The organism is Proteus sp. TSJ240517, assembly GCF_047921575.1.
Classification (GTDB): Bacteria; Pseudomonadota; Gammaproteobacteria; order Enterobacterales; family Enterobacteriaceae; genus Proteus.
Map to the genome: position 1 here is coordinate 26,644 of NZ_JBLRMH010000009.1, position 22,518 is coordinate 49,161.

At 40.8% G+C, this 22,518-nt stretch carries 20 protein-coding genes; 13 read left to right on the forward strand and 7 right to left on the reverse strand.

The window, feature by feature from the left end:
• Positions 1–615 precede the first annotated feature (615 nt).
• Positions 616–3,054 (reverse strand): bifunctional aspartate kinase/homoserine dehydrogenase II, encoded by a 2,439-nt coding sequence (locus tag ACNARN_RS14945; RefSeq protein ID WP_416304631.1) that lies wholly within the window; start codon positions 3,052–3,054, stop codon positions 616–618.
• A gap of 9 nt (positions 3,055–3,063) precedes the next feature.
• Positions 3,064–4,224, reverse strand: coding sequence for a cystathionine gamma-synthase (gene metB, locus ACNARN_RS14950; RefSeq protein ID WP_198620349.1), 1,161 nt, complete (start codon positions 4,222–4,224; stop codon positions 3,064–3,066).
• Between the two features lie 283 nt (positions 4,225–4,507).
• On the opposite strand from metB, the gene metJ reads away from it, so the two are divergent.
• A complete protein-coding gene (gene metJ, locus ACNARN_RS14955) occupies positions 4,508–4,825 on the forward strand; it encodes a met regulon transcriptional regulator MetJ (protein ID WP_006534139.1) in 318 nt (105 codons plus the stop codon).
• A 201-nt stretch (positions 4,826–5,026) separates the two neighbouring features.
• Here metJ and yjjJ read toward each other — a convergent pair whose 3' ends face one another.
• Positions 5,027–6,331, reverse strand: coding sequence for a type II toxin-antitoxin system HipA family toxin YjjJ (gene yjjJ / locus ACNARN_RS14960; RefSeq protein WP_416304660.1), 1,305 nt, complete (start codon positions 6,329–6,331; stop codon positions 5,027–5,029).
• A 214-nt stretch (positions 6,332–6,545) separates the two neighbouring features.
• Positions 6,546–6,758: a 50S ribosomal protein L31 gene (gene rpmE, locus ACNARN_RS14965; protein ID WP_006534140.1), complete on the reverse strand. Its 213-nt coding sequence runs from the start codon at positions 6,756–6,758 to the stop codon at positions 6,546–6,548.
• A 203-nt stretch (positions 6,759–6,961) separates the two neighbouring features.
• Between rpmE and priA the strand changes: the two genes are divergently transcribed.
• From priA to rraA, 7 genes are all read left to right on the forward strand, one after another.
• Positions 6,962–9,163 carry a primosomal protein N' gene (priA, locus tag ACNARN_RS14970; protein WP_416304632.1) on the forward strand — a complete coding sequence of 734 codons (2,202 nt, stop codon included), beginning with the start codon at positions 6,962–6,964 and terminating at the stop codon, positions 9,161–9,163.
• Positions 9,164–9,468: 305 nt separating this feature from the next.
• Complete coding sequence (gene cytR, locus ACNARN_RS14975) at positions 9,469–10,500, forward strand: DNA-binding transcriptional regulator CytR (protein ID WP_100157721.1); 1,032 nt, start codon at positions 9,469–9,471, stop codon at positions 10,498–10,500.
• 70 nt (positions 10,501–10,570) lie between these two features.
• Positions 10,571–11,362 (forward strand): SPOR domain-containing protein, encoded by a 792-nt coding sequence (locus tag ACNARN_RS14980; RefSeq protein ID WP_198630433.1) that lies wholly within the window; start codon positions 10,571–10,573, stop codon positions 11,360–11,362.
• A gap of 112 nt (positions 11,363–11,474) precedes the next feature.
• Positions 11,475–12,005: an ATP-dependent protease subunit HslV gene (hslV, locus tag ACNARN_RS14985; protein ID WP_006534149.1), complete on the forward strand. Its 531-nt coding sequence runs from the start codon at positions 11,475–11,477 to the stop codon at positions 12,003–12,005.
• 12 nt (positions 12,006–12,017) lie between these two features.
• A complete protein-coding gene (gene hslU, locus ACNARN_RS14990) occupies positions 12,018–13,352 on the forward strand; it encodes an HslU--HslV peptidase ATPase subunit (RefSeq protein WP_099073971.1) in 1,335 nt (444 codons plus the stop codon).
• A gap of 97 nt (positions 13,353–13,449) precedes the next feature.
• Positions 13,450–14,367: a 1,4-dihydroxy-2-naphthoate polyprenyltransferase gene (locus ACNARN_RS14995; protein WP_109373415.1), complete on the forward strand. Its 918-nt coding sequence runs from the start codon at positions 13,450–13,452 to the stop codon at positions 14,365–14,367.
• A 109-nt stretch (positions 14,368–14,476) separates the two neighbouring features.
• Entirely contained in the window at positions 14,477–14,980 is a 504-nt protein-coding gene (gene rraA / locus ACNARN_RS15000; RefSeq protein ID WP_100157725.1) for a ribonuclease E activity regulator RraA, read from the forward strand.
• Positions 14,981–15,074: 94 nt separating this feature from the next.
• Here rraA and zapB read toward each other — a convergent pair whose 3' ends face one another.
• A complete protein-coding gene (zapB, locus tag ACNARN_RS15005) occupies positions 15,075–15,317 on the reverse strand; it encodes a septal ring assembly protein ZapB (RefSeq protein WP_109373414.1) in 243 nt (80 codons plus the stop codon).
• Positions 15,318–15,611: 294 nt separating this feature from the next.
• On the opposite strand from zapB, the gene ACNARN_RS15010 reads away from it, so the two are divergent.
• Both ACNARN_RS15010 and glpK read left to right on the forward strand, forming a co-directional pair.
• Positions 15,612–16,427 (forward strand): MIP/aquaporin family protein, encoded by an 816-nt coding sequence (locus ACNARN_RS15010; protein ID WP_198620347.1) that lies wholly within the window; start codon positions 15,612–15,614, stop codon positions 16,425–16,427.
• Positions 16,428–16,469: 42 nt separating this feature from the next.
• Positions 16,470–18,002 carry a glycerol kinase GlpK gene (gene glpK / locus ACNARN_RS15015; RefSeq protein WP_151436595.1) on the forward strand — a complete coding sequence of 511 codons (1,533 nt, stop codon included), beginning with the start codon at positions 16,470–16,472 and terminating at the stop codon, positions 18,000–18,002.
• A gap of 116 nt (positions 18,003–18,118) precedes the next feature.
• Here glpK and emrD read toward each other — a convergent pair whose 3' ends face one another.
• Entirely contained in the window at positions 18,119–19,303 is a 1,185-nt protein-coding gene (gene emrD / locus ACNARN_RS15020) for a multidrug efflux MFS transporter EmrD (RefSeq protein WP_198620346.1), read from the reverse strand.
• A 337-nt stretch (positions 19,304–19,640) separates the two neighbouring features.
• On the opposite strand from emrD, the gene fpr reads away from it, so the two are divergent.
• On the forward strand, positions 19,641–20,387 hold the full coding sequence (fpr, locus tag ACNARN_RS15025; protein WP_198620345.1) for a ferredoxin--NADP(+) reductase: 747 nt from the start codon (positions 19,641–19,643) through the stop codon (positions 20,385–20,387).
• Positions 20,388–20,460: 73 nt separating this feature from the next.
• Here the strand turns inward: fpr and ACNARN_RS15030 are convergent, their stop codons facing one another.
• The gene (locus ACNARN_RS15030; RefSeq protein ID WP_198620344.1) at positions 20,461–20,892 is read right to left on the reverse strand and encodes a DUF805 domain-containing protein; all 432 of its coding nucleotides are present in this window, start codon (positions 20,890–20,892) and stop codon (positions 20,461–20,463) included.
• 97 nt (positions 20,893–20,989) lie between these two features.
• On the opposite strand from ACNARN_RS15030, the gene ACNARN_RS15035 reads away from it, so the two are divergent.
• Both ACNARN_RS15035 and tpiA read left to right on the forward strand, forming a co-directional pair.
• Positions 20,990–21,625, forward strand: coding sequence for a DUF1454 family protein (locus ACNARN_RS15035; protein ID WP_198620343.1), 636 nt, complete (start codon positions 20,990–20,992; stop codon positions 21,623–21,625).
• 106 nt (positions 21,626–21,731) lie between these two features.
• A complete protein-coding gene (gene tpiA, locus ACNARN_RS15040; protein WP_069366847.1) occupies positions 21,732–22,502 on the forward strand; it encodes a triose-phosphate isomerase in 771 nt (256 codons plus the stop codon).
• The last annotated feature ends 16 nt before the right edge of the window (positions 22,503–22,518 follow it).

The following is a 22,518-nucleotide window of genomic DNA, read 5'->3' on the forward strand; positions in this document are numbered from 1 at the left end:
TTACTAGAAAGGGCAAGATACGTGAGGGTTTATCTGGCGGTAAATTTAGATGATTTTTTTTAATATTGATAAATTGTCTGGTCTATTTTTTGATTCTTAGCTTATTTCACCGATGGGCTATAACTCATGTCTCTATTTTATTCCTTATTTTTCTTCTCTTTTACATTTTTACTCGATTAAATTTTCCGATTAAAATTTTCATAAGATAAAAACGAATAAAGCGCTGAATATCAGCGCTTTAAATTAAGAATAACGAATTGTTCTTTCAGTAAGTTAAGTTGTCTGTTGTAAAACATGTGGTAAATCGAATTGTACTCTTAATAACGTTTAAACACGTTGTAACTGTACTTCAACTTCCACTCAAGATGCTTAAATTTCACATCATGAGCTACTGACAAAAGTTCTCTTTAGCTTGATGGTTCACCTCCGTCATTTCATTTCTTAGTGGGACAATCTGTCTTACTACCTTTGACATCAATCGCTCCTTTGTGACTAGAGATAAATTAAGTATAGCCAAAGAAATTAAAAAAATTGGGTGATATGACACAAAAATGACAAAAGGTTATCAGCAGAAAATAACCCGCTGATAACCTTTATAAAAAAGAAATAATTAAATTACAGTAATTGAGAAAGACGGTTTAAATCTGACTGAATTGCGCCTGCGGTCACATCTCTGCCAGCTCCCGGCCCTCTGATCACAAGCGGATTATCACGATACCAACGACTTTCAATCGCAAATAAATTATCCCCTGGTAATAGCGAAGCGAGGGGATGATCTTTTCTCACGGCTTCAACACCGACTTTAGCTTTACCATTAGCATCAAAACGGGCGATATAACGTAATACCATGTCCATTTCATTTGCAGCAGCTAATCGTTGTGCCATTTGTTCATTAATCAGCGCACTGTTATCAAAAAATTCTCCTAGCGAACCAGTTTCAGCTTGCACAGGTACTAAAGATTCAACACGTACCTGCTCTGGCTCGATGTCATAACCCGCTTCACGAGCAAGAATAACCAGTTTACGCATCACATCTTGCCCTGATAAATCAATTCGTGGATCAGGCTCTGTTAATCCTTGTTGCCAAGCTTGTTCCACCAACTCACTGAAAGGAACTGTGCCATCAAATTGCAAAAATAACCAAGAAAGTGTGCCAGAGAAAATACCGCTAATGGATAAAATAGTGTCACCACTTTCACGCAGATCACGCACCGTATGATTAATGGGTAAACCCGCACCCACTGTAGCGTTATATAACCAATGGCGACCTGTTTTAGAAAACGCATCTCGTGTGGCACGATAGCGCACACCTGAAGCCGAGCCAGCAATCTTATTTGCACTGATAACATGAAAACCGTAGCTAGCAAAATCTTCATAAGAAGCGGCAAGAGACTCATTGGCAGTAATATCAACTACCACTAAATCATCATAAGGATGTGCTCTCATCCAAAGATAGAGTGACTCTTCCGTATGTTCAGTTGCTTCGTCATCAAAGAATGCCAAAGCACGACTAGGATTAATCCCTTGGTAGTCCAGCAAACTGCGACGGCTATCGACCACGCCCGCAAGGATAAATTCAAAATCACTGCGTGCTGATAAAGGCTCTTGTTCGCGAGCAAACAATTCTAACCAACGTGAACCAATATTCCCTTTACCAAACAGTACTAAGCCAATTTGTTTTTCAGCTCTAAATAACGTTTGATGCAAACCTTGCAGCAAGTGCTCAGTATAATTACGTAATACCGCAACTAAACTGATGTTATCTTCCGCATGCCAAATAAATTCAACTGGTTGGTCTTTAAGTTGTTGATAAAAACGATGACAATGCAGAGGATTTTTACAAACACCCGCCCCCACTAAAGCCACTAATGAGAAGCCTTCTCGTAAATGTAATTTACCTGGTAAAACTGCATCTTGTAGCACGTCCAATGCACTATTAGCCACTTCACTGGTATAGCAAAGTTGTAAAAGTTGACTGTCTTTATCCACACCAGTAGCTAAAGGGCGAATTTGTGCACGCTTAAGTAATTCATCAACCTCTTTCGCCACTTGTTCGAAATTTTGATGTGATGGAAGTTGGAGCTCAATCAAACAAACATCATCATGGCTAGTCACTATTTTAGCGCCCGTTCCTGATGCCAACACACGTTCTATACGTGTTGATCCTTGCTCTGGTTGATAGCTACAACGAAGTTGTAAATCAATATTACTGCCTGAAACGGGTTGAAGTGTACGCGTATGTAAAACTGGGGCGGCTAATCGAGCCAATTCACTCGCTTCATCTAAACGCAACAAGGGTAATAAACAAGCATCTTTTACTTTGCGAGGATCTGCACTATAAACACCCGCAACATCACTCCAAATTGTAACTTTACCAACATCGGCTAAAGCCCCAACTTGTGTTGCAGAGTAGTCACTACCGTTACGACCTAATAAGACCGTTTCACCTTGTTGATTGCGACTAATAAAACCCGTTACAACAAAACGGCTTTCAGGATGTTTAGCTAAGAGTGCTTGAAGTAATGGGCGAGATAACGTTTCGTTGACTTGTGGCTGAGCCGCCCTTTCAGCACACAAGAACTCACGCGCATCTAACCACACACTAGGTAAACCTTGCTCTGTAAGCAAATTCGCCATTAATCTTGCAGACCAAATTTCACCGTGGCCGACAACTTCTGCATAAGTTGCGTCTGTAATTGGTTTATCTAACAAATAACTTAAGCGTTCAAGATCAGCAATAAAGGCTTGGGAAAGTAATTCTGCATTCTCTTTTGAAAGTAACCCTTCAATTAAAGATAACTGGTAACGGCGCAACGTTTGCTGAACTTGATGGGCAGAAATACGATCACTTTGGCTAAGTTTCAGCCAGCTAATCAACTGATTCGTCGTGGAGCCCGCCGCAGAAACCACCATTAGGTCATTAGGTTGGCTATAGTTCGTCATGATATTCACGACACGTTGATAACATTTTATGTCCGCAAGACTGCTACCACCGAATTTATGTAACTGACGGCAAATCGGCTCCGCCTGTTGTTTAATCGCCACTACGCTCATGATCCATGGTTACCTTTTAGTTGCTGCATCAAACGCACTTTGCAAATCATTGATTAAATCCTGGCTATCTTCAATACCCACCGAGATACGAAGTAATGAGGGGCTGATCCCTGCTGTTTTTTTCGCTTCTTCTGACATACCTGCATGTGTCATGGTGGCAGGGTGACAAATTAAGGTTTCTACCCCACCTAAAGATTCTGCCAGTGTAAAGAGTGTTAATTGAGATAAAAAGAGTTTAATCACATCCAATCCCCCTTTTAACTCAAAACTTAACATTGCACCGAAACCTTGTTGCTGTTTTTTTGCTATTTGATGACCAACATGATTTTCCAGTGCGGGGTAATACATTTTTTCGACTAATGGCTGTGCTTGTAAAAACGCCACTAATGCCTGTGCATTTTCTTGCTGAAGTCGAATTCGAGGAACTAATGTTCTTATGCCTCGTAATAATAAATAGCTATCAAATGCGCCAGATGTGACGCCAATATTATTCGCCCACCAGCTTAGCTCCTCAAGCTGTTTCTGACACTGACAGATAACAACACCAGCGACAATATCTGAGTGTCCATTAAGATATTTTGTGCATGAGTGCACAACAATATCAGCGCCTAATGCTAACGGCTTTTGCAAGACAGGGCTCATAAAGGTGTTATCAGCAACCACTAAAGCACCTTGTTGATGAGCAAGTTCACTGATTTTTTGAATATCCGTTATTCTTAAAAGAGGATTACTTGGTGTTTCGATAAAAACAATTTTAGGCTGATGCGCTAAAGCTTGCTTAAGTGCAATATCATCATTTTGATCAACGAAAATCACACGGTAAGCACCACGCTCTTGTTGGCTGTTAAAAAGGCGATAGCTTCCTCCATAACAATCATGAGGCGCAACAATCACATCGCCAGGTTTTAGAAAAACCGTACAAATTAAATGAATAGCTGACATTCCACTGCTAGTGACAACTGCCCCCACTCCACCTTCTAGCTCGGCTAATGCCTTTTGCACCATATCGCGTGTTGGATTACCTCGACGAGAATAATCATGAGCACGGGGCTGATTAAACTCTAAAAAATTATAGGTACTAGAAAGATAGATAGGCGGTACGACACAACCAAATTGAGTGTCTTCATTTAGCCCATTATGGATAGCAATTGTTGCTGTTTTCTTCGTCATACAGGCACCTTGTCACAGCGATAAGTGGAAACGTCGAATGACAGCATATCCAATTAGACACCAAGACGTCAATACATCTAGCCATCTAAACTACTTTACGGATAGATTAAGTAATGGAATAATACACAGATTAAGAATATCGCCAGTGACTGTTACTTTTTCTCTCACCTTCAGCCAGAAGAGTCGGTGGTTTTAGAAAAGTCATGATAAACTGGTATTGCCCATCAGAATGTGGGTTAACCCTATTCTGACTTCAACTAAATGATATTAATTAAGGTAATCCATGGCTGAATGGAACGGTGAATATATCAGCCCTTACGCTGAGCATGGCAAAAAGAGTGAGCAAGTTAAAAAAATTACAGTTTCAATTCCATTGAAAGTGCTAAAAATTTTGACCGATGAACGCACTCGCCGTCAGGTTAATAACCTAAAACATGCAACCAATAGTGAATTATTGTGTGAAGCATTTTTGCACGCATTTACCGGACAGCCTCTCCCAAATGATGAAGACTTACGTAAAGAACGTAACGATGAAATCCCTGAAGAGGCAAAAGAAATAATGCGCCAGCGCGGGGTTGATCCCGATACTTGGGAGTATTAATCAGCGTCAGTTTTTGACTTATTGCTTGATTAACACGAACAAAAAAGCCCAAAGCAAAAACTTTGGGCTTCAGATTATGCCCCCCTAGCTTTTAGCGAGAGGGGGTTCTTTCGGTATGTATCGAAGATTGTTCTCATCAACCGCATGCACAAAATCCAGCAACACATCATCTTAAATTAATTTTTTTAGGTCTATTTGTCATCACCCTAGACGAGATATACGTGAACTTGCTTCATCAAGATGACTACGTAACGCTTTAAGGCATGGAGAAAAATTGTCAGAAAAACAATTACAGCTCTCAGCTAAAGTATAAAACTGCTCGGCCAACTCTAAACATTCCTGCCAGATTTCACAGCTGATCCCATCAAGTAATGTCACTGGACGAAGTGTATTGACTATTTCACCACCAGACTTAGGCGCAAATCCCATTGGTAAAATATCGTAGGCGGGTGAAAGCTCATATGGGCGGCCATGTCTACTGATAAACGATAAATTGCCATGATGCATATCAGTATTTCCAATCAACATACCAAATGCCCAACGGCGTGCCGTGCTAATCGCAGCCTCTGAATGAACTCGTTTTTGCTTAATTAGCTCATTAACTAATACTGGCCAAGGCTCCCTTGCCCGTCCTATAAACTCAGCATCTAGTGCTTGTAAAGAAAAAAGACCTATACGACCTAGTGGGCCTACACGATCAAATCGTGGGATTTCGAGGAAGCGTTGCCCTTCAAAATCAAATACCTCTGTTTCAACTCCAAGTACTTTTAATGCCAGATGCTCAGCTTGAAGCAGATCACGCCAACGCTCACTAACAGCATTATCGTCAGGCGCCGTAAATTTTACGATAACATGACCTTTCTCTGTATAGGTGCAGAATTTGGGTTGCTCCCCGCCAGCGGATGAACCAGGATCCTCTCCCGAACTAACAGCTCGTGCTAATGTGGGATAAGTTTTATCACGCTCAACAATTTCTGGTGTCTGCATACCCAAAAATTGATCTCTTGCCTGCTCTCCTATTAGGAGATTTCCCACTGCATCATGTCCATGAGTCAGTAATGCTCTGATTATATCGGTATCAGACCAACGATCTGGGTTTTGGGGCAAACCAAGCTCAGCCGAATAGGCTGAAGCATAAGCTCTCCCAAGATATCCTTGGGGGCGCATATCCAATAACCACCATGGCACACCTTCACTATGTCGGTTCACATTGTCTATCCGCTCCATGACGAAACCTTCTGGGAAAACTGGCGTCAATTTACCTAGCGGCTTGACCTTACCTTCTTCATTTATACGATAAATAGGAACTGAATTAAACCCACGGGAACTATCGCGTAAAGCATATTGAATAGAAGATCCTGAACCAATTCGCACAATATCATCACTTAGCGCGTTTAATGCCCGTGACAATGTTGGCTGGCTAATATTCATAATATCAGTAAGTTGTCTTGCTGACCTAGGTTCATTACGTAGTATTTGCCGTATCAATTCAGAGCGTATTGTCATGATATTAATTGCTTTATGAATAGGTAAGTGAATAGATGGATGAATAGATAATTTATCAGTTGTGATCTGGCTTGTCACTACCAAAAACGTTATCTAAAAAGAGAGGACTTTGCCCATAAAAAAAGCCCAAAGCAAAAACTTTGGGCTTTTCTTTTCAATTCCGAACTGTCTGCAAGATGCCAGACTAGGCTGACATCTTGTGACAACAAATATCTTATTTGCTGCCTGGAATTTTGAAGCGTTTGTTGAACAGATCAACACGACCACCAGTTGCAACATCACGTTGTTTACCAGTATAGAATGGGTGGCATTTGTCACAAACGTCCAGATTCAGGTTATGACCTGCAGTGGAGTTGATTTTCATAACGTTACCGCAAGAGCAAGATGCAGTAATTTCTTCGTATTTAGGATGGATATCTTTTTGCATGGAAAACCTCTACTAAGGCCGTGTCGCCATTCAGCCCACAGCCGAACACCACACGTCGTGTTGATTGAAATTAAGTGTTTGGTAATTTATCTACCAAAGGGGGCGGATCATACAGAATATCCGCTAAACGCGCAATGAAATCTGCACACTTTTTGTGATATTCTTAGTGTCATCTTTTCGCTAAAACTCTCGGAAACCCTGATATGACTATAGTTCAGGTAATTTTACCTGTACCACTATTCTCCTCTTTTGATTACCTGTTACCAGAAGGGATTGATGCGCCTGTTATCGGCAGTCGGGTGATCGTGCCTTTTGGTAATAAACGCCGCTCTCTTGGTATTGTCAAAGGACTCAGTACACACAGTGAGTTTCCTATCGAAAAGCTAAAGCCAATTGATGAGATCCTTGATAGCGAAACACTCTTTCCGGGTGTTTTGTGGGATATGTTAAATTGGGCATCGGCTTATTATCACTATCCTTTAGGGGAAGTGCTATTTCATGCTATGCCGATTTTATTACGACAAGGAAAACCCGCAGAATTCACACCATTATGGCAATGGTATGCTACTGAAGAGGGGATTAATCTCGATCTCAATAGTTTAAAAGGTGCAAAAAAACAGCAACAAGCATTAGCTGCCCTTCGCCGTACACCTTTATATCGCCATCAACTTGATGAATTTGAAATCACAACTGCAACACTTAATAACTTAAAAAAGAAAGAGTTTGCAGACCTTCGCCCTATTCAACCAGCTCCTATACACTGGCACAATGATCTTGCGGTTCAAGGCGAACGTTTTAAGTTAAACACAGAACAAACTATTGCAGTAGGTGCAATCACCGCGCAGGCTGACCAGTTCTCACCTTGGTTATTATTGGGTATTACAGGTTCAGGAAAAACGGAAGTTTATTTAAGTGTATTAGAAAAAATTCTCGCGCAAGGTAAACAAGCACTGGTACTGGTGCCTGAAATTGGTTTAACACCCCAAACAATCCGCCGTTTTAAAGCACGCTTTAATGCCCCTGTTGATGTGCTTCATTCAGGATTAAATGATACTGAACGCTTAGCCGTTTGGTTACGAGCAAAACGAGGTGATAACGCCATTATTATTGGCACACGATCGGCACTTCTAACCCCTTTTCAGCATCTTGGCATTATTATTATCGATGAAGAGCATGATGGCTCTTATAAACAACAAGATGGTTGGCGTTACCATGCTCGTGATCTCGCCGTTTTCCGAGCAAAGCAAGAAAACATTCCTATCGTGATGGGAACCGCAACCCCATCAATTGAAACTAGTTTTAATGTTGAGCAAAAGAAATATCAACAACTCACGCTGACTCAACGTGCAGGCAATGCAAAACCCGCAACAGAGCATTTAATTGATTTAAAAGGGCAACCGCTGACAACAGGGTTGTCTCCAATTCTGATTAAAGCAATAAAAGAGCACCTTAATGCAGGTAACCAAGTAATGCTCTTTTTAAATCGCCGAGGATTTTCACCTGCATTGTTATGCCATGAATGTGGTTGGATAGCAGAATGCCCTCGCTGCGATCACTATTATACTATCCACCAAAAACATGGCATGCTACGTTGCCATCAATGTGATAGTCAGCGACGAATTCCAGCACAATGCCCACAATGTGGTTCAACTAATTTAATCCCCGTAGGATTAGGAACCGAACAACTTGAGCAAGGGATTGGTGAATTATTTCCTGATACACCAGTGACGCGAATTGATAAAGATACAACAAGTCGCAAAGGTGCTTTAGAGCAACAACTGGAAGATATTTATCAGGGTGGCTCACGCATTCTTATTGGTACACAGATGTTAGCCAAAGGGCATCACTTTCCTGATGTCACCTTAGTGGCTTTACTTGATGTGGATGGCGCTCTGTTCTCCAGTGATTTTCGTGCAGCCGAACGCTTTGCTCAGCTTTATATACAAGTATCAGGTCGTGCGGGTCGTGCGGGTAAACAAGGCGCGGTGTATTTACAAACTCACCAGCCTGATCACCCTCTTTTGCTGACACTATTAGAAAAAGGTTATGACGCTTTCACTAAAGAAGCTTTGCAAGAGCGACAAGCGACTTTTTTACCGCCTTATTCTAGCCATATTATGATCCGCTCTGAAGATCACAATAATCAGCGTGCGCCTCAGTTCTTACGACAGCTCAAACAGTTTTTTGAACAACACCCAATGCGAGACGCGAATTTATGGGTAATGGGACCCGTTCCAGCAATTCAAGCTAAACGAGGTGGAAATTATCGTTGGCAATTATTGCTCCAGCATCCTTCACGGGGTTATTTACAAAAATTGATGTCTGTCACTTATCCTCAGATTGTCGCCTTACCTGAGAGTAAAAAAGTGAAATGGAATATTGATGTTGACCCAACAGACTGTTAAGGATCTTTCCTGCTCAAATTGGGAATATTTTAGTCAGACTTATGCTGCGGATACAATTTTGCTTGAATACTCGTTACAGCCCGAGATTATTTATCAATTTTGCGAACTACCTCATAAAAACGATTGGTATCACATTTTTTATGCAAACTAGGTAACAGTATCTATTTAAAAAGTGGGTAGAATAACAATTTAGAATATTTCTTGAATTAAAAACCGTCGATAAAATCCTTTTTTGAATATTGGCGGTTTTTTTGCAACAAAAAAGCAATCGTTTAACTAAACCATCCAGAAGGGAGGTATGGGGTTTGCAACAGAATAATAAAGATAATACGCAAGCAACAATGAAAGATGTTGCCCTTGCAGCCGGCGTGTCCACAGCAACTGTGTCACGTACTTTAATGAATCCGGAAAAAGTATCCTCACAAACCCGTCAGAAAGTTGAACAGGCTGTTCTTGATGTGGGCTATTACCCACATAACCTGTCAAAAAACCTTAAGCGTAACGAGTCAAAAACGATCCTTGTGATCGTACCTAACATCAGCGATCCATTTTTTACTGATGTTGTGTGTGGCATCGAAGAAACCGCTGCTCAACATGGTTATCTCGTGTTAATTGGTGATTGTAAACATCAGCAAAAACATGAAAATGCCTTTATTAATCTCATTATCACCAAACAAATTGACGGTATGTTACTTCTTGGCTCACATATCCCTTTTGATGTTTCCAAAGAAGAACAGAAAAATTTACCGCCGATGATCATGGCAAATGAGTTTGCGCCTGAACTCGAATTACCTACCGTGCATATTGATAATCTCACGGCATCTTTTAGAGCAACACACTATTTACAGCAAATGGGTCATAAGCGTATTGCATGTATTACAGGCCCTGAAGATATGCCTTTATGTCGTTATCGCTTGCAAGGCTATATTCAAGCCATGCGTAGAACAGGCGTACCTTTGCGTGAAGATTATATTATCCGTGGTGATTTTACCCATGAAAGCGGTGCAGAAAGTCTGAAAAAGCTGATTTCTTTACCTGAGCCACCAACAGCCGTGTTCTGTCATAGTGATATTATGGCAATTGGCGTTATGTGGCAGGCGAAAAAATTAGGATTAGAGCTCCCTAAAGATCTCTCTGTGATTGGTTTTGATAATCTTGATATCACACGTTATAGCGAACCAGCCCTAACAACAATGGAGCAACCTCGTTATCAAATTGGTCGTGAATCTATGTTGTTATTACTCGACCAACTACAAGGTAGACCTGTTGCACCTGGTTCTCGCTTATTAGATTGTGAGCTAATTATAAGAGAGAGTGTCTGTCGGCTTAAAAGCTAGGCAAAACACACTATGTTAAGTAACATATCGTTTGTGATACCTATTCCTTTAATTATCAGCGAATCGAACTGTGGCACAACGAGACTATGTGGGACGAGGGCAGACATCTGCTCGTCGTAAAAAGACAACGAAAAGTAAAAGCAAAAAGGCTGCTAAAGGGCTGCCTTTAACGACGCTTATTGCGGCAATCGCTATTGTGGCGCTGTTTATCGGCGGCCTCTATTTTATTACACATGATAAAAAAGAAGCCGTAGAAACAACGCCAACCATCACTGGGCAACATCCAGCGAATAGCCTACCGCCAAAACCGCAAGAGCGTTGGCAATATATTAAAGAATTGGAAAATCGTCAGGTCGGTACGCCTTTACAGCCTGAATATCCTTCATCGGGTAGCCAGATTAATCCGAAAGCAACACTTTCGCCTGAGCAGTTACGTTTTTTACAACAAATTGAAGCGGATAAGCGTCAACCTGCTGTTCAACTGCCAGAAGTGCCTTACAATGGTGAAGTACCGCGCTCACAAGTGGTTGTAACACCACCTGCAACAACAACACCTTCTGTTGCACAACAGCCTGTACAAACTCAACCACCGCAAGTACCTGCAATTGTTACACCGCCTAAACCTGCTGTTACTGAAGCAAACTTTTTAGTGCAATGCGGCTCATTTAAAAATACCGAACAAGCTGAATCAGTGAGAGCAACTCTGGCTTTTTCTGGTGTTGAAAGCCGAGTAACGAAAGGAAATGATGGTTGGATCCGCGTCTTATCAGGTCCTTACAGTAAAGAACAAGCCAACTCTGTGAGTAGACAAGCAGCTGGAGCTGGCGTATCAGGTTGTATTCTTCGCTCTTCTGGGGGTTGAAAAATAAATTTTCTCCCCCACCTATAATTCTAATTCACACAACGGGCAGTGCTTTATCTTAAATAAAGACACTTCCCGTCTCATTTTTATTGATTAAACCAGGGGCTGACTCATGACTACAATCGTAAGTGTTCGCCGTAAGGGCCAAGTTGTAATCGGTGGTGATGGACAGGCGACGATGGGTAATACCGTCATGAAAGGCAATGTTCGCAAAGTACGCCGTCTTTATAACGACAAAGTCATTGCGGGATTTGCTGGCGGCACTGCTGATGCTTTTACTCTTTTTGAACTGTTTGAGCGCAAATTAGAACTTCACCAAGGGCATTTAACTAAAGCTGCGGTAGAACTTGCTAAAGATTGGCGCACAGACAGAATGCTACGCAAATTAGAAGCGTTGCTTGCTGTTGCAGATGAAAATACATCTCTTATCATCACAGGTAATGGTGATGTGGTTCAACCAGAAAACGATTTAATTGCTATCGGTTCCGGTGGCCCTTATGCACAAGCAGCGGCTAGAGCTATGCTAGAAAATACTGAACTTTCTGCACGAGAAATTGCTGAGAAAGCACTTAGCATCGCTGGAGATATCTGTATTTACACTAACCATAATGTCAACTTTGAAGAACTCTCTTCAAAAGAGTAAGGATTAGAGAGCATGTCTGAAATGACTCCTCGCGAAATTGCCAGTGAACTTGATAGATTTATTATTGGTCAAGATAAAGCGAAACGTGCTGTGGCGATTGCCCTACGTAACCGCTGGCGTCGTATGCAGCTTGATGAAGCGCTACGCCATGAAGTCACACCTAAAAATATTCTGATGATTGGACCTACCGGTGTTGGTAAAACTGAAATTGCACGCCGTTTAGCAAAATTGGCAAATGCACCTTTCATCAAAGTCGAAGCAACTAAATTCACCGAAGTGGGTTATGTGGGTAAAGAAGTCGATTCTATTATCCGTGACTTAACCGACTCTGCGGTAAAAATGGTACGTAGCCAAGCAATTGAAAAAAATCGCTTCCGCGCTGAGGAAATGGCTGAAGAACGTATCCTTGATGTACTTATTCCACCAGCAAAAAATAACTGGGGCGTAACAGAACAAGCATCAGAACCTTCAGCAGCGCGTCAATCTTTCCGTAAAAAATTACGTGAAGGCCAATTAGACGATAAAGAGATTGAAATTGAGTTATCTGCAACACCAATGGGTGTTGAAATTATGGCTCCTCCAGGAATGGAAGAGATGACGAACCAATTACAATCTATGTTCCAAAATTTAGCGGGACAAAAGCAAAAAGCGCGCAAGATGAAAATCAAAGATGCGTTTAAGCTTATTGTTGAAGAAGAAGCTGCTAAATTAGTTAACCCTGAAGAGCTTAAACAGCAAGCTATTGATGCGGTAGAACAACACGGTATCGTCTTTATTGATGAAGTAGATAAAATCTGTAAACGTGGTGGACAAAGTTCTGGCCCTGACGTTTCTCGTGAAGGTGTACAGCGTGACCTCTTACCACTGGTTGAAGGTTGTACAGTTTCAACAAAACACGGTATGGTAAAAACAGACCATATTCTGTTTATTGCATCAGGCGCTTTCCAAGTTTCAAGTCCTTCTGATTTAATTCCTGAATTACAAGGACGTCTGCCAATTCGTGTTGAACTTCAAGCGCTGACAGCAGAAGATTTTGAGCGTATTCTAACTGAACCTAATGCATCGTTAACAAAACAGTATGAAGCATTAATGGCAACCGAAGGTGTGTCTATTAGCTTCACCGAAGACGGTATTCGCAAAATTGCTGAATCAGCATGGCGCGTAAACGAAACCACTGAAAATATCGGTGCTCGTCGTTTGCATACTGTTTTAGAACGTTTGATGGAAGAAATTTCCTACGATGCAAGTGAACGTCAAGGTCAATCAGTATTGATTGATGCAGAATATGTGAAACAGCATCTGGATGAGCTTGTCGCAGATGAAGATCTGAGTCGATTTATTTTATAATCAACTTGTGCGATCCTTATCAGCAATATTTACGTGGGAGGCTTGCCTCCCATTCTTATTTTTATAATAACAACGAACATGAGTATCGAATTTCAGCATGAGCTCTCTAAATTCCACTAGCCGGACCCAAGCCTGGCTTGAAAGTTTACGACCCAAAACTCTACCTTTAGGGTTAATTGCCATTGTGACTGGTTCCGCATTAGCGTATTGGATGGGTCATTTTGAGCTACCTATTGCACTGCTTGCTATATTGACAGCAGGAACGTTACAGATCTTATCAAACCTTGCCAATGACTATGGTGATGCCGTAAAAGGAACAGATACTGAAGAGCGTTTAGGGCCACTTCGTGGAATGCAAAAAGGCATAATAACAGCGGCTCAAATGAAAAAAGCGCTGATCCTAAATGTTATTATTTCCTGTATCTGTGGTATTGCACTGATTATTGTCGCCTGTAAAAAGCCAGAAGATGCTATTGGCTTCTTAGTGATGGGTTTACTCGCTATTGTTGCTGCGATTACTTATACCGTGGGTAAGCGCCCTTATGGTTATATGGGGCTGGGTGATATCTCTGTTTTAATTTTCTTTGGCTGGTTAAGTGTCATCGGAACTTATTACTTACAATCCAACACTTTTGATATTGTTACCCTACTTCCTGCCACAGCCTGTGGTTTACTTTCTGTCGCTGTTCTAAACATTAATAATATGCGCGATTTAGAAAGTGATATTCAGGCAGGTAAACATACATTAGCTGTTCGCTTAGGCCCTGCTGGCTCACGAACTTACCATACGTGTGTTATTTTTCTCTCTATTGCCTGCTTAATTATCTTCACTCTACTTTATATGCATCGCTGGACCGCGTGGTTATTTTTACTCGCCACCCCTATGCTTTTACTGCATATCAAACGTGTGAATGCCGATCATTCAGGTGAGGCGATGCGTCCACTACTCGAACATATGGTAAAAGCAGCACTGTTAACTAACGTTCTTTTCTCTTTAGGTTTAGTTTTAGAATAATTTCACTCGATTGTTGATTTGACTCACTGAATTTTCAGTGAGTCTTTTGCCAACCGCCCCTGTTAAGGGATATACTGGACTTTCCTGTGGCAACCTGACGTAATCTCCTATGAAATATGATACTTCTGAACTCTGTGATATCTATCAAGAAGATATCAATGTCGTAGAACCGCTTTTCTCAAACTTTGGTGGTCAAAGTGCCTTTAACGGGCAAATCATCACCGTTAAATGTTTTGAAGATAATGGCCTGCTTTATGACTTACTCGAAGAAAATGGCAAGGGTCGTATTCTTTTGGTCGATGGCGGTGGCTCTGTACGTAAAGCCTTAGTTGATGCTGAACTAGCGCGACTTGCTGTTTCTAATGAATGGGAAGGCATTGTCGTTTACGGCGCCGTACGTCAAGTTGATGCATTATCAGAGCTTGATTTAGGTATTCAAGCAATGGCTGCTATTCCTGCGGGTTGCCAAAGTGAAGGCATTGGTGAAAGTGATATCCGTGTTAACTTCGGTGGTGTTACCTTCTTCTCTGGTGATTATCTTTATGCTGATAACACAGGGATCATTTTATCTGAAGAGCCATTAGGCTTAGATGAAGATTTGATTGAAGAGTAATTGTTACTTTTTATCTGCGTTCTTACGATTTCAATACTCAAAAGCCACCTAACGGTGGCTTTTGTTTTTTTAGGCTTTAAGCAAATAAAGACAATTATTGCACGTCTTCCATTTTGCCTAACAGCGCGCGTAAACGCTCTTGCCAAGTTGATTGCTCTTGTTTCAGTTCTTCATTTTCACGAACAAGAGCTTCGCGTGATCCCGCTGCTTCTTGAACTTCTTGGCTCAGCGCGTTATTTTTTTCTTTTAACTCTTCGATTTCCATCTGTAATAACGTGATGGTATCAATTGCTTGTTGTACTTTTGATTCTAACTTCTCGAAAACTTCAAATGACATACTGTAATCCCCCATATAATCGATACTTCCGATTGTAAGTAGCCTATCAACAACTGTCTAGCATCTTCCGAGGAATTACATTCTTTTTTCAATTTATCAAAAATACTGGTCAGATCACATTACAAATGTCGAACAAGTCACTAATTAAGAGCGTTTTCACTCATTTTCTTGATGAGACACACAAATTTCAATTTCGCTTATTCTCGTTTACGCTCATTAACGATAAATTCACAGTTATCTTTTCAATTCGAAAAGAATACTAACAATAAATAACCCTCTTTCAGGATAGAATATATGAGCCAGACGAAAACCTCTCTTATGGGTCAATGCATTTCTGAATTTATCGGAACTGCGTTACTAGTCTTCTTTGGTCTTGGTTGTGTTGCTGCGGTACGTATTGCAGGCGCAGAGCTAGGACTGTGGGAGATAAGTATTATCTGGGGGCTGGGTGTTGCCTTAGCCGTTTATCTTACCGCGGGCACATCTGGTGCTCACTTAAACCCAGCAGTTACCGTTGCATTTTGGTTATTTGCTTGCTTTGAACGCAGAAAAGTTATCCCTTATATTATTGCACAAATGTTAGGTGGCTTCTTTGCCGCTGCTATTGTGTATTTTATGTACTACAGTGTTTTCCTCGACTACGAACAAGTTAATGGCATTGTCAGAGGCTCACAAGAAAGTCTCTTCACTGCTGGTGTATTTTCAACTTATCCTGCAGCTCAAATTTCCGTTGTACATGCCTTTTTTGTTGAAGTTATCATTGCCGTTATATTAGTTGGCTTAATTTTAGCCTTAACTGATGATGGCAACGGTGTACCTAAAGGTCCATTAGCACCTTTATTAATTGGTATCTTAATTGCCGTAATCGGTGGTGCATTTGGCCCATTAACTGGATTCGCCTTAAACCCAGCTCGTGACTTTGGTCCAAAACTGGTTGCGTACTTTGCTGGCTGGGGTGATATTGCGCTGACTGGTGGACGTGATATCCCTTATTTCTTAGTTCCAATGATTGCTCCATTTATCGGTGGTATCTTAGGTGCATTGGCTTACCGTAAATTAATTGGCCGTCACTTACCTTGCGATACCTGCAAAATTGAAGACGATAAATAAAATTAAGAGCAATATTGTTGATTATCAGAACAGGTTACTAACATGACGACAGAAACAAATACATCGAATACCGAGAAAAAATACATTGTTGCACTGGATCAGGGTACAACCAGTTCACGCGCCGTAGTCATTGACCACGATGCCAATATTGTCAGTATTTCACAACGTGAATTCACCCAAATCTATCCTAAGCCAGGCTGGGTTGAACACGATCCAATGGAAATTTGGGCGACACAAAGTGCAACCTTAGTTGAAGTATTAGCAAAAGCAGATATTCCATCCGACCACGTTGCAGGTATTGGTATCACAAACCAACGTGAAACCACCATTGTATGGGATAAAGAAACGGGGAAACCTGTTTATAATGCAATTGTATGGCAATGCCGTCGTACTGCGGATTTCTGTACTCGCTTAAAAGATAAAGAAGGTGTTGAAGAATATATCCGTCAAAACACGGGTTTAATGGTTGACCCTTATTTCTCTGGTACAAAATTAAAATGGATCCTCGACAACGTCGAAGGCGCTCGTGAAAAAGCAGAAAAAGGCGAATTGTTATTCGGTACTGTTGATACTTGGTTAGTTTGGAAAATGACACAAGGTCGCGTTCACGTTACAGATTTCACTAACGCCTCACGTACCATGTTATTTAATATCCACTCTTTAGATTGGGATCAAAAAATCCTCGATCTGCTGGATATTCCTCGCAATATGCTACCAAAAGTAGTGCCATCTTCAGAAGTTTATGGCCAAACAAACATTGGTGGTAAAGGGGGGACACGTATTCCTATCGCCGGTATGGCGGGTGACCAACAAGCTGCACTTTATGGTCAGCTTTGCGTACAAAGTGGCATGGCAAAAAATACCTATGGTACGGGTTGCTTCTTACTGATGAATACAGGTAAAGAAGCAGTTCGTTCTAATCATGGTTTGTTAACAACAATTTGTTGTGGTCCTCGCGGTGAAGTGAACTATGCCCTAGAAGGTGCGGTATTCGTTGGTGGTGCTTCTATTCAATGGCTACGTGATGAGCTAAAACTCATTGATGAAGCTACTGACTCTGAATACTTCGCAACTAAAGTTAATGATACTAATGGCGTCTATGTTGTTCCTGCATTTACAGGTTTAGGCGCACCATATTGGGATCCGTATGCTCGTGGTGCTATTTTTGGTTTAACCCGTGGCGCTAACCGTAATCACATTATTCGTGCAACCTTAGAGTCTATCGCTTATCAAACACGCGATGTGCTTGATGCAATGCAAGCTGATTCAGGCGCACGTTTACAATCACTGCGTGTTGATGGTGGTGCTGTTGCCAACAACTTCTTAATGCAGTTCCAATCCGATATTTTAGGTACGCGTGTAGAACGCCCTGTTGTTCGTGAAAGTACCGCATTAGGTGCTGCATTCCTTGCTGGTCTTGCTATCGGTTTTTGGAGTGATTTAGAAGAAGTGAAAAACAAAGCCGCTATTGATAAGGAATTCCGCCCTGGCATCGAAACCACTGAGCGTAACTATCGCTATAACGGCTGGAAAAAAGCCGTCGCTCGCGCTCAAGAATGGGAAGATCGCGGTTAATTCAGTAAAGGTTAATTGCAGTAAAACTGTTTGAGAGAGAAGTAGCCTAGGCTACAAAACCAAAATGCCGAGATTTTTATCTCGGCATTTTTTATTTCAGTCACTACATCAATCAACTAAATAGTATGTTCTTCATGGCTAAAACGATGAGCCAAAGGAAGCCAACAAAGCATAATCACTACTGACATAGCAAACATAATCATACCTAAACTGAATTGATTATGTTGTGGCAGTAAAGCAGAAAACCATGTTGCTACACCGGAACCTACATTTTGTAAACCACCCACCAGTGCACCTGCTGAACCCGCTAAATAAGGGAATGGCTCCATCGCCCCTGTTGTTGCTAATGGGAATAGCATACCTGCACCAAAGAAAAATAGTGCTGCGGGTACTAATAAAGTCCAAATATTAATAATATTTAGCCAACCGGGGATCCACATTAAAATCCCTGCGGATAAACAACAAAACACAGAATGCCACATCAGCTGTACAAAGGTTTTGCCTTCACGGCCTGCATACCAAGCACCAAAAAATGCAGCGGGAATAGGCAAAATAAATAATATACTGATAGTAATACTATTTAATCCCAACACGCCGCCCATCAATACACCGCTTGATGCCTCAAAGACCGCAATACCTGATAACGCACAAATCAGCATAATTAAAAAAGCACTAAAGGTACTGTTTGAAAGCAGTAAGTAAAATGATGATAACATTTTACGCTTTTCAACTTGTACAGGACGTGTTTCAGGCATCCAACGATACATACAGAAAAGAACGCTACTTCCCAATAATAATAAGAAAATATAACACGCATGCCAGCCAAAGAAGTGAGCGACAACACCACCAATCATCGGCGCTAATAATGGGCTAACTAAAACGCCCATATTTAACAAACTATTGGCGTAACGTAATGCAGTTCCTGTATATAAATCACGAGGTTGGGTACGTGTCATTACACCTGCAACACCGGTTCCCATCCCTTGTAAGGTACTTGCAATCACCAGTGTGGTTAAATTTTGCGAGAAAATCGCTACGAGTGTTGATAAACAAAAAATAGTCATACCAACTAAAATAACAGGACGGCGCCCTACTTTGTCGGAAATAGGTCCATAAATTAGCTGTGAAAAACCATAAGAAAAAAGATAGGCACCCATAACTTGCTGTACCGCTCCGGTTGGCTCACCAAAGTAAACGGCCATATCAGCAATAACAGGAACATAAATAGTTTGAGTCATTTGACCCACAGCAACCAGTGCAATTATCAATAATAATAGATTTGCATGCTCTAACTTTCTCATTTCTTTTCTTTGCTCAAGAATTTCAGATAAATAAATTAACGGACAGGCACACACCACAGAGAATTTATAAAAATAAACTCTGCAAAATGCATGCCTTTTCAGAATGAGACTAAGTTAACAAATTTGGAGAAATTTGCGAGATAGCCAACAATTTTTGTACGACACCTAATGTCAGAGAAAAACACCATAGCTGTCAATATAAATGTACATATTGTGTCATTGATTGACAAAATCTCAGATAAATAACATCACCACACCATCTTGATAAATAAAAAATCGCTTCCTATTTAGAATAAATAATCAACATAAGCATATTTATCAAAAGGAGATAATCTCTATGGCTAATTGGGTGAATGGAAAAGTTACTCAAGTTCATCACTGGACTGATGCGTTAATGAGTCTTGTCGTCAATGCTCCTATTGATAAGTTTACAGCTGGGCAATTTGCAAAATTAGCGCTAGATATTGATGGCGAGCGAGTACAACGAGCCTACTCTTATGTGAATGCACCTAATGATCCCAATTTAGAGTTCTATCTGGTGACTGTGCCTGATGGAAAATTAAGCCCTAAATTGTGCGCACTAAAAATAGGTGATGAAGTTCTTGTGACCGAACAAGCCAGTGGCTTTTTTGTATTAGAAGAAGTACCCACCGCGAATACACTTTGGATGCTTTCGACAGGTACCGCTATCGGCCCTTTCCTCTCTATTTTACAATTAGGTGAAGATCTTTCTCGATTTGAAAATATCGTTCTTGTCCACGCTGTTCGATATGCTAATGACTTAAGCTATTTACCTTTAATGGAAAAACTCGTTGAACGTTATCAAGGCAAATTACGCATTCAAACCGTTGTCAGCCGTGAAAATCATATTGGCTCATTAACAGGACGTATTCCTGCACTCATTGAAAGTGGGGCTTTAGAAAAAACAGTTGGCCTAACCATCAGCCCAGAAGAGAGCCATATTATGTTGTGTGGTAATCCACAAATGGTCAGAGACACTCAACAACTCTTGAAAGAGCAGCGGGAAATGCGTAAGCATTTACGACGAAAACCCGGGCATATCACCAGTGAGCAATATTGGTAATATGAAAAAGAGAAATAATAATAGGGGCGAATTCTTCTCTTTCGCCCTTATTAATTTATTTTAATAAAAAGTATTAGCGTAAGCGTCGGTAATCCACTTGCTCAGTTTGTTTACCAAAATAGTTTTCACCGTCATTACCAATAAATACACCACAATCAAGCAACATAATCATCCCAATAAAAGAAGGAAGAAAACGTCCAATCGCCCATTGCCAAAAAGGTTCTAAACTACTGGTATCGGCTAATCCTAACATCACGGCAAGTAAGAGTAATAAGAGCCATATTCCTCTTTTATTTCTATCATGCAGTCTTTTTGTAAAAATCGCGCATAAAGGATAAAGAATAAAAAAGATGAGTATCCACGTAACAATAGCTGGTAATGGATAAATCATATCATTAATAATAAATAAGCCTAAAAAAAGAGCAAAACAAGCCCCTAAACCAGCCCAGAAATCACGACGTCCAATTCGTCCTTTGAATGAAAATGCCCAATGTTGTAAGGTCATAAATTCTCAATAATTTACTTAATTTGTGAATTACACTGTCCATTTGGTACCAAATAATACAGACTAGCCAATAACAGCACAGATAAGCGGAGGACAGATGATAAAAGCAAACACACTTTCTACGTTATACCTGATAATCATAAGTATTGCTCTTTGTTTGCCAACTTCTGTTTTTGCAACAGAAATGTCTGTCACACAAAAACAGCCCACTAAAGATGATATTGCCTATCTTAAACAAGATGCACCTGTTTTTGAGATAACCATTCCAGAGCTAAGAGCTAAGTTCAATCAACAAAATCCGTTGTTATCGCTTAACGAATATAAAATTATTACTAATCACGATATTGCGATCCCTCTTGTTAGAGCTGCAACGCGTATTACGCCTTATCTCTATTCATCTGCAATATTAGAGCGCGGGAGCGAAAAAATAAAAAGTTTACAACTCACGCTGATCCACTCCCCAGATTCACCTGAATTAGAAAAAATAAATCGCGAGCTAACAACACAATACATTATCACTTTGATCGCCCAATTTGACTCATCAATAACCCAAGAGCAAATTCAAGAAGCTCTCAATTTATTCGCATTTAAAAATCAAAATTCTGATTACATTAGCCATGATGTGGGTGCTATTCGCTATATTATTGCCCATGAAGATGACCAATTAACCACCTTCGCCATTGAACCGATTAAGCTTTCTTTAAACAGCAAGATCGTTTCAGCTATTCCGTGATAAAAAACAAAGCTATTCTATTCATTGTTCTCTATACTGTTGTGCATCAACAGAATTCGTGTTTATTAGCAAACTAAATTTAAACCACTCGGTTGGAGGAAAAGTTATGCGCCATCCATTAGTCATGGGTAACTGGAAACTCAACGGCAGCATTCATATGGTTCATGAATTAATTGCTGCATTACGTAAAGAAGTTAGCGGTGTTGCGGGTTGTGATGTTGCTATCGCACCACCAGCAGTTTACCTATGCCAAGCACGCCATGAAATTGGTGGAAGCCGTATTGCATTAGGTGCTCAAGATACAGGTGTTAACTTATCAGGTGCTTTCACTGGTGAAACTTCAGCAGAAATGCTGAAAAACGTTGATGTTAAATACGTTATCATTGGCCACTCTGAGCGTCGTACTTATCATAAAGAATCTGACGAGTTTATCGCTCAAAAATTCGGCGTGTTAAAAGAGTTAGGTTTAACACCTGTATTATGTATCGGTGAAACTGAAGCAGAAAATGAAGCAGGCAAAACACAAGAAGTGTGTGCTCGCCAAATTGATGCTGTTTTAAATGCACATGGTGCAGCAGCATTTAAAGATGCCGTTATTGCTTATGAGCCAATTTGGGCTATCGGTACAGGTAAATCTGCAACTCCAGCACAAGCTCAAGCGGTTCATAAATTTATTCGTGATCATATCGCGAAAAAAGATGCTGCTATCGCTGAACAAGTGATCATTCAATACGGTGGCTCTGTTAATGATAAAAATGCAGCCGAACTGTTTGGTCAACCAGACATCGATGGCGCATTAGTTGGTGGCGCTTCACTGAAAGCGGACGCATTTGCCGTTATCGTTAAAGCAGCAGCACAAGCTAAAGCGAAAAAATAATTTTTATCTTTCTGGC

What these genes read in the sequence shown, in the direction of transcription:
- ACNARN_RS14945 (WP_416304631.1), bottom strand. Translation starts at nt 3,054, where the DNA reads ATGAGCGTAGTGGCGATTAAACAACAGGCGGAGCCGATTTGCCGTCAG.
- metB (WP_198620349.1), bottom strand. Translation starts at nt 4,224, where the DNA reads ATGACGAAGAAAACAGCAACAATTGCTATCCATAATGGGCTAAATGAA.
- metJ (WP_006534139.1), top strand. Translation starts at nt 4,508, where the DNA reads ATGGCTGAATGGAACGGTGAATATATCAGCCCTTACGCTGAGCATGGC.
- yjjJ (WP_416304660.1), bottom strand. Translation starts at nt 6,331, where the DNA reads ATGACAATACGCTCTGAATTGATACGGCAAATACTACGTAATGAACCT.
- rpmE (WP_006534140.1), bottom strand. Translation starts at nt 6,758, where the DNA reads ATGCAAAAAGATATCCATCCTAAATACGAAGAAATTACTGCATCTTGC.
- priA (WP_416304632.1), top strand. Translation starts at nt 6,962, where the DNA reads ATGACTATAGTTCAGGTAATTTTACCTGTACCACTATTCTCCTCTTTT.
- hslV (WP_006534149.1), top strand. Translation starts at nt 11,475, where the DNA reads ATGACTACAATCGTAAGTGTTCGCCGTAAGGGCCAAGTTGTAATCGGT.
- hslU (WP_099073971.1), top strand. Translation starts at nt 12,018, where the DNA reads ATGTCTGAAATGACTCCTCGCGAAATTGCCAGTGAACTTGATAGATTT.
- ACNARN_RS14995 (WP_109373415.1), top strand. Translation starts at nt 13,450, where the DNA reads ATGAGCTCTCTAAATTCCACTAGCCGGACCCAAGCCTGGCTTGAAAGT.
- rraA (WP_100157725.1), top strand. Translation starts at nt 14,477, where the DNA reads ATGAAATATGATACTTCTGAACTCTGTGATATCTATCAAGAAGATATC.
- zapB (WP_109373414.1), bottom strand. Translation starts at nt 15,317, where the DNA reads ATGTCATTTGAAGTTTTCGAGAAGTTAGAATCAAAAGTACAACAAGCA.
- ACNARN_RS15010 (WP_198620347.1), top strand. Translation starts at nt 15,612, where the DNA reads ATGAGCCAGACGAAAACCTCTCTTATGGGTCAATGCATTTCTGAATTT.
- glpK (WP_151436595.1), top strand. Translation starts at nt 16,470, where the DNA reads ATGACGACAGAAACAAATACATCGAATACCGAGAAAAAATACATTGTT.
- emrD (WP_198620346.1), bottom strand. Translation starts at nt 19,303, where the DNA reads ATGAGAAAGTTAGAGCATGCAAATCTATTATTATTGATAATTGCACTG.
- fpr (WP_198620345.1), top strand. Translation starts at nt 19,641, where the DNA reads ATGGCTAATTGGGTGAATGGAAAAGTTACTCAAGTTCATCACTGGACT.
- ACNARN_RS15030 (WP_198620344.1), bottom strand. Translation starts at nt 20,892, where the DNA reads ATGACCTTACAACATTGGGCATTTTCATTCAAAGGACGAATTGGACGT.
- ACNARN_RS15035 (WP_198620343.1), top strand. Translation starts at nt 20,990, where the DNA reads ATGATAAAAGCAAACACACTTTCTACGTTATACCTGATAATCATAAGT.
- tpiA (WP_069366847.1), top strand. Translation starts at nt 21,732, where the DNA reads ATGCGCCATCCATTAGTCATGGGTAACTGGAAACTCAACGGCAGCATT.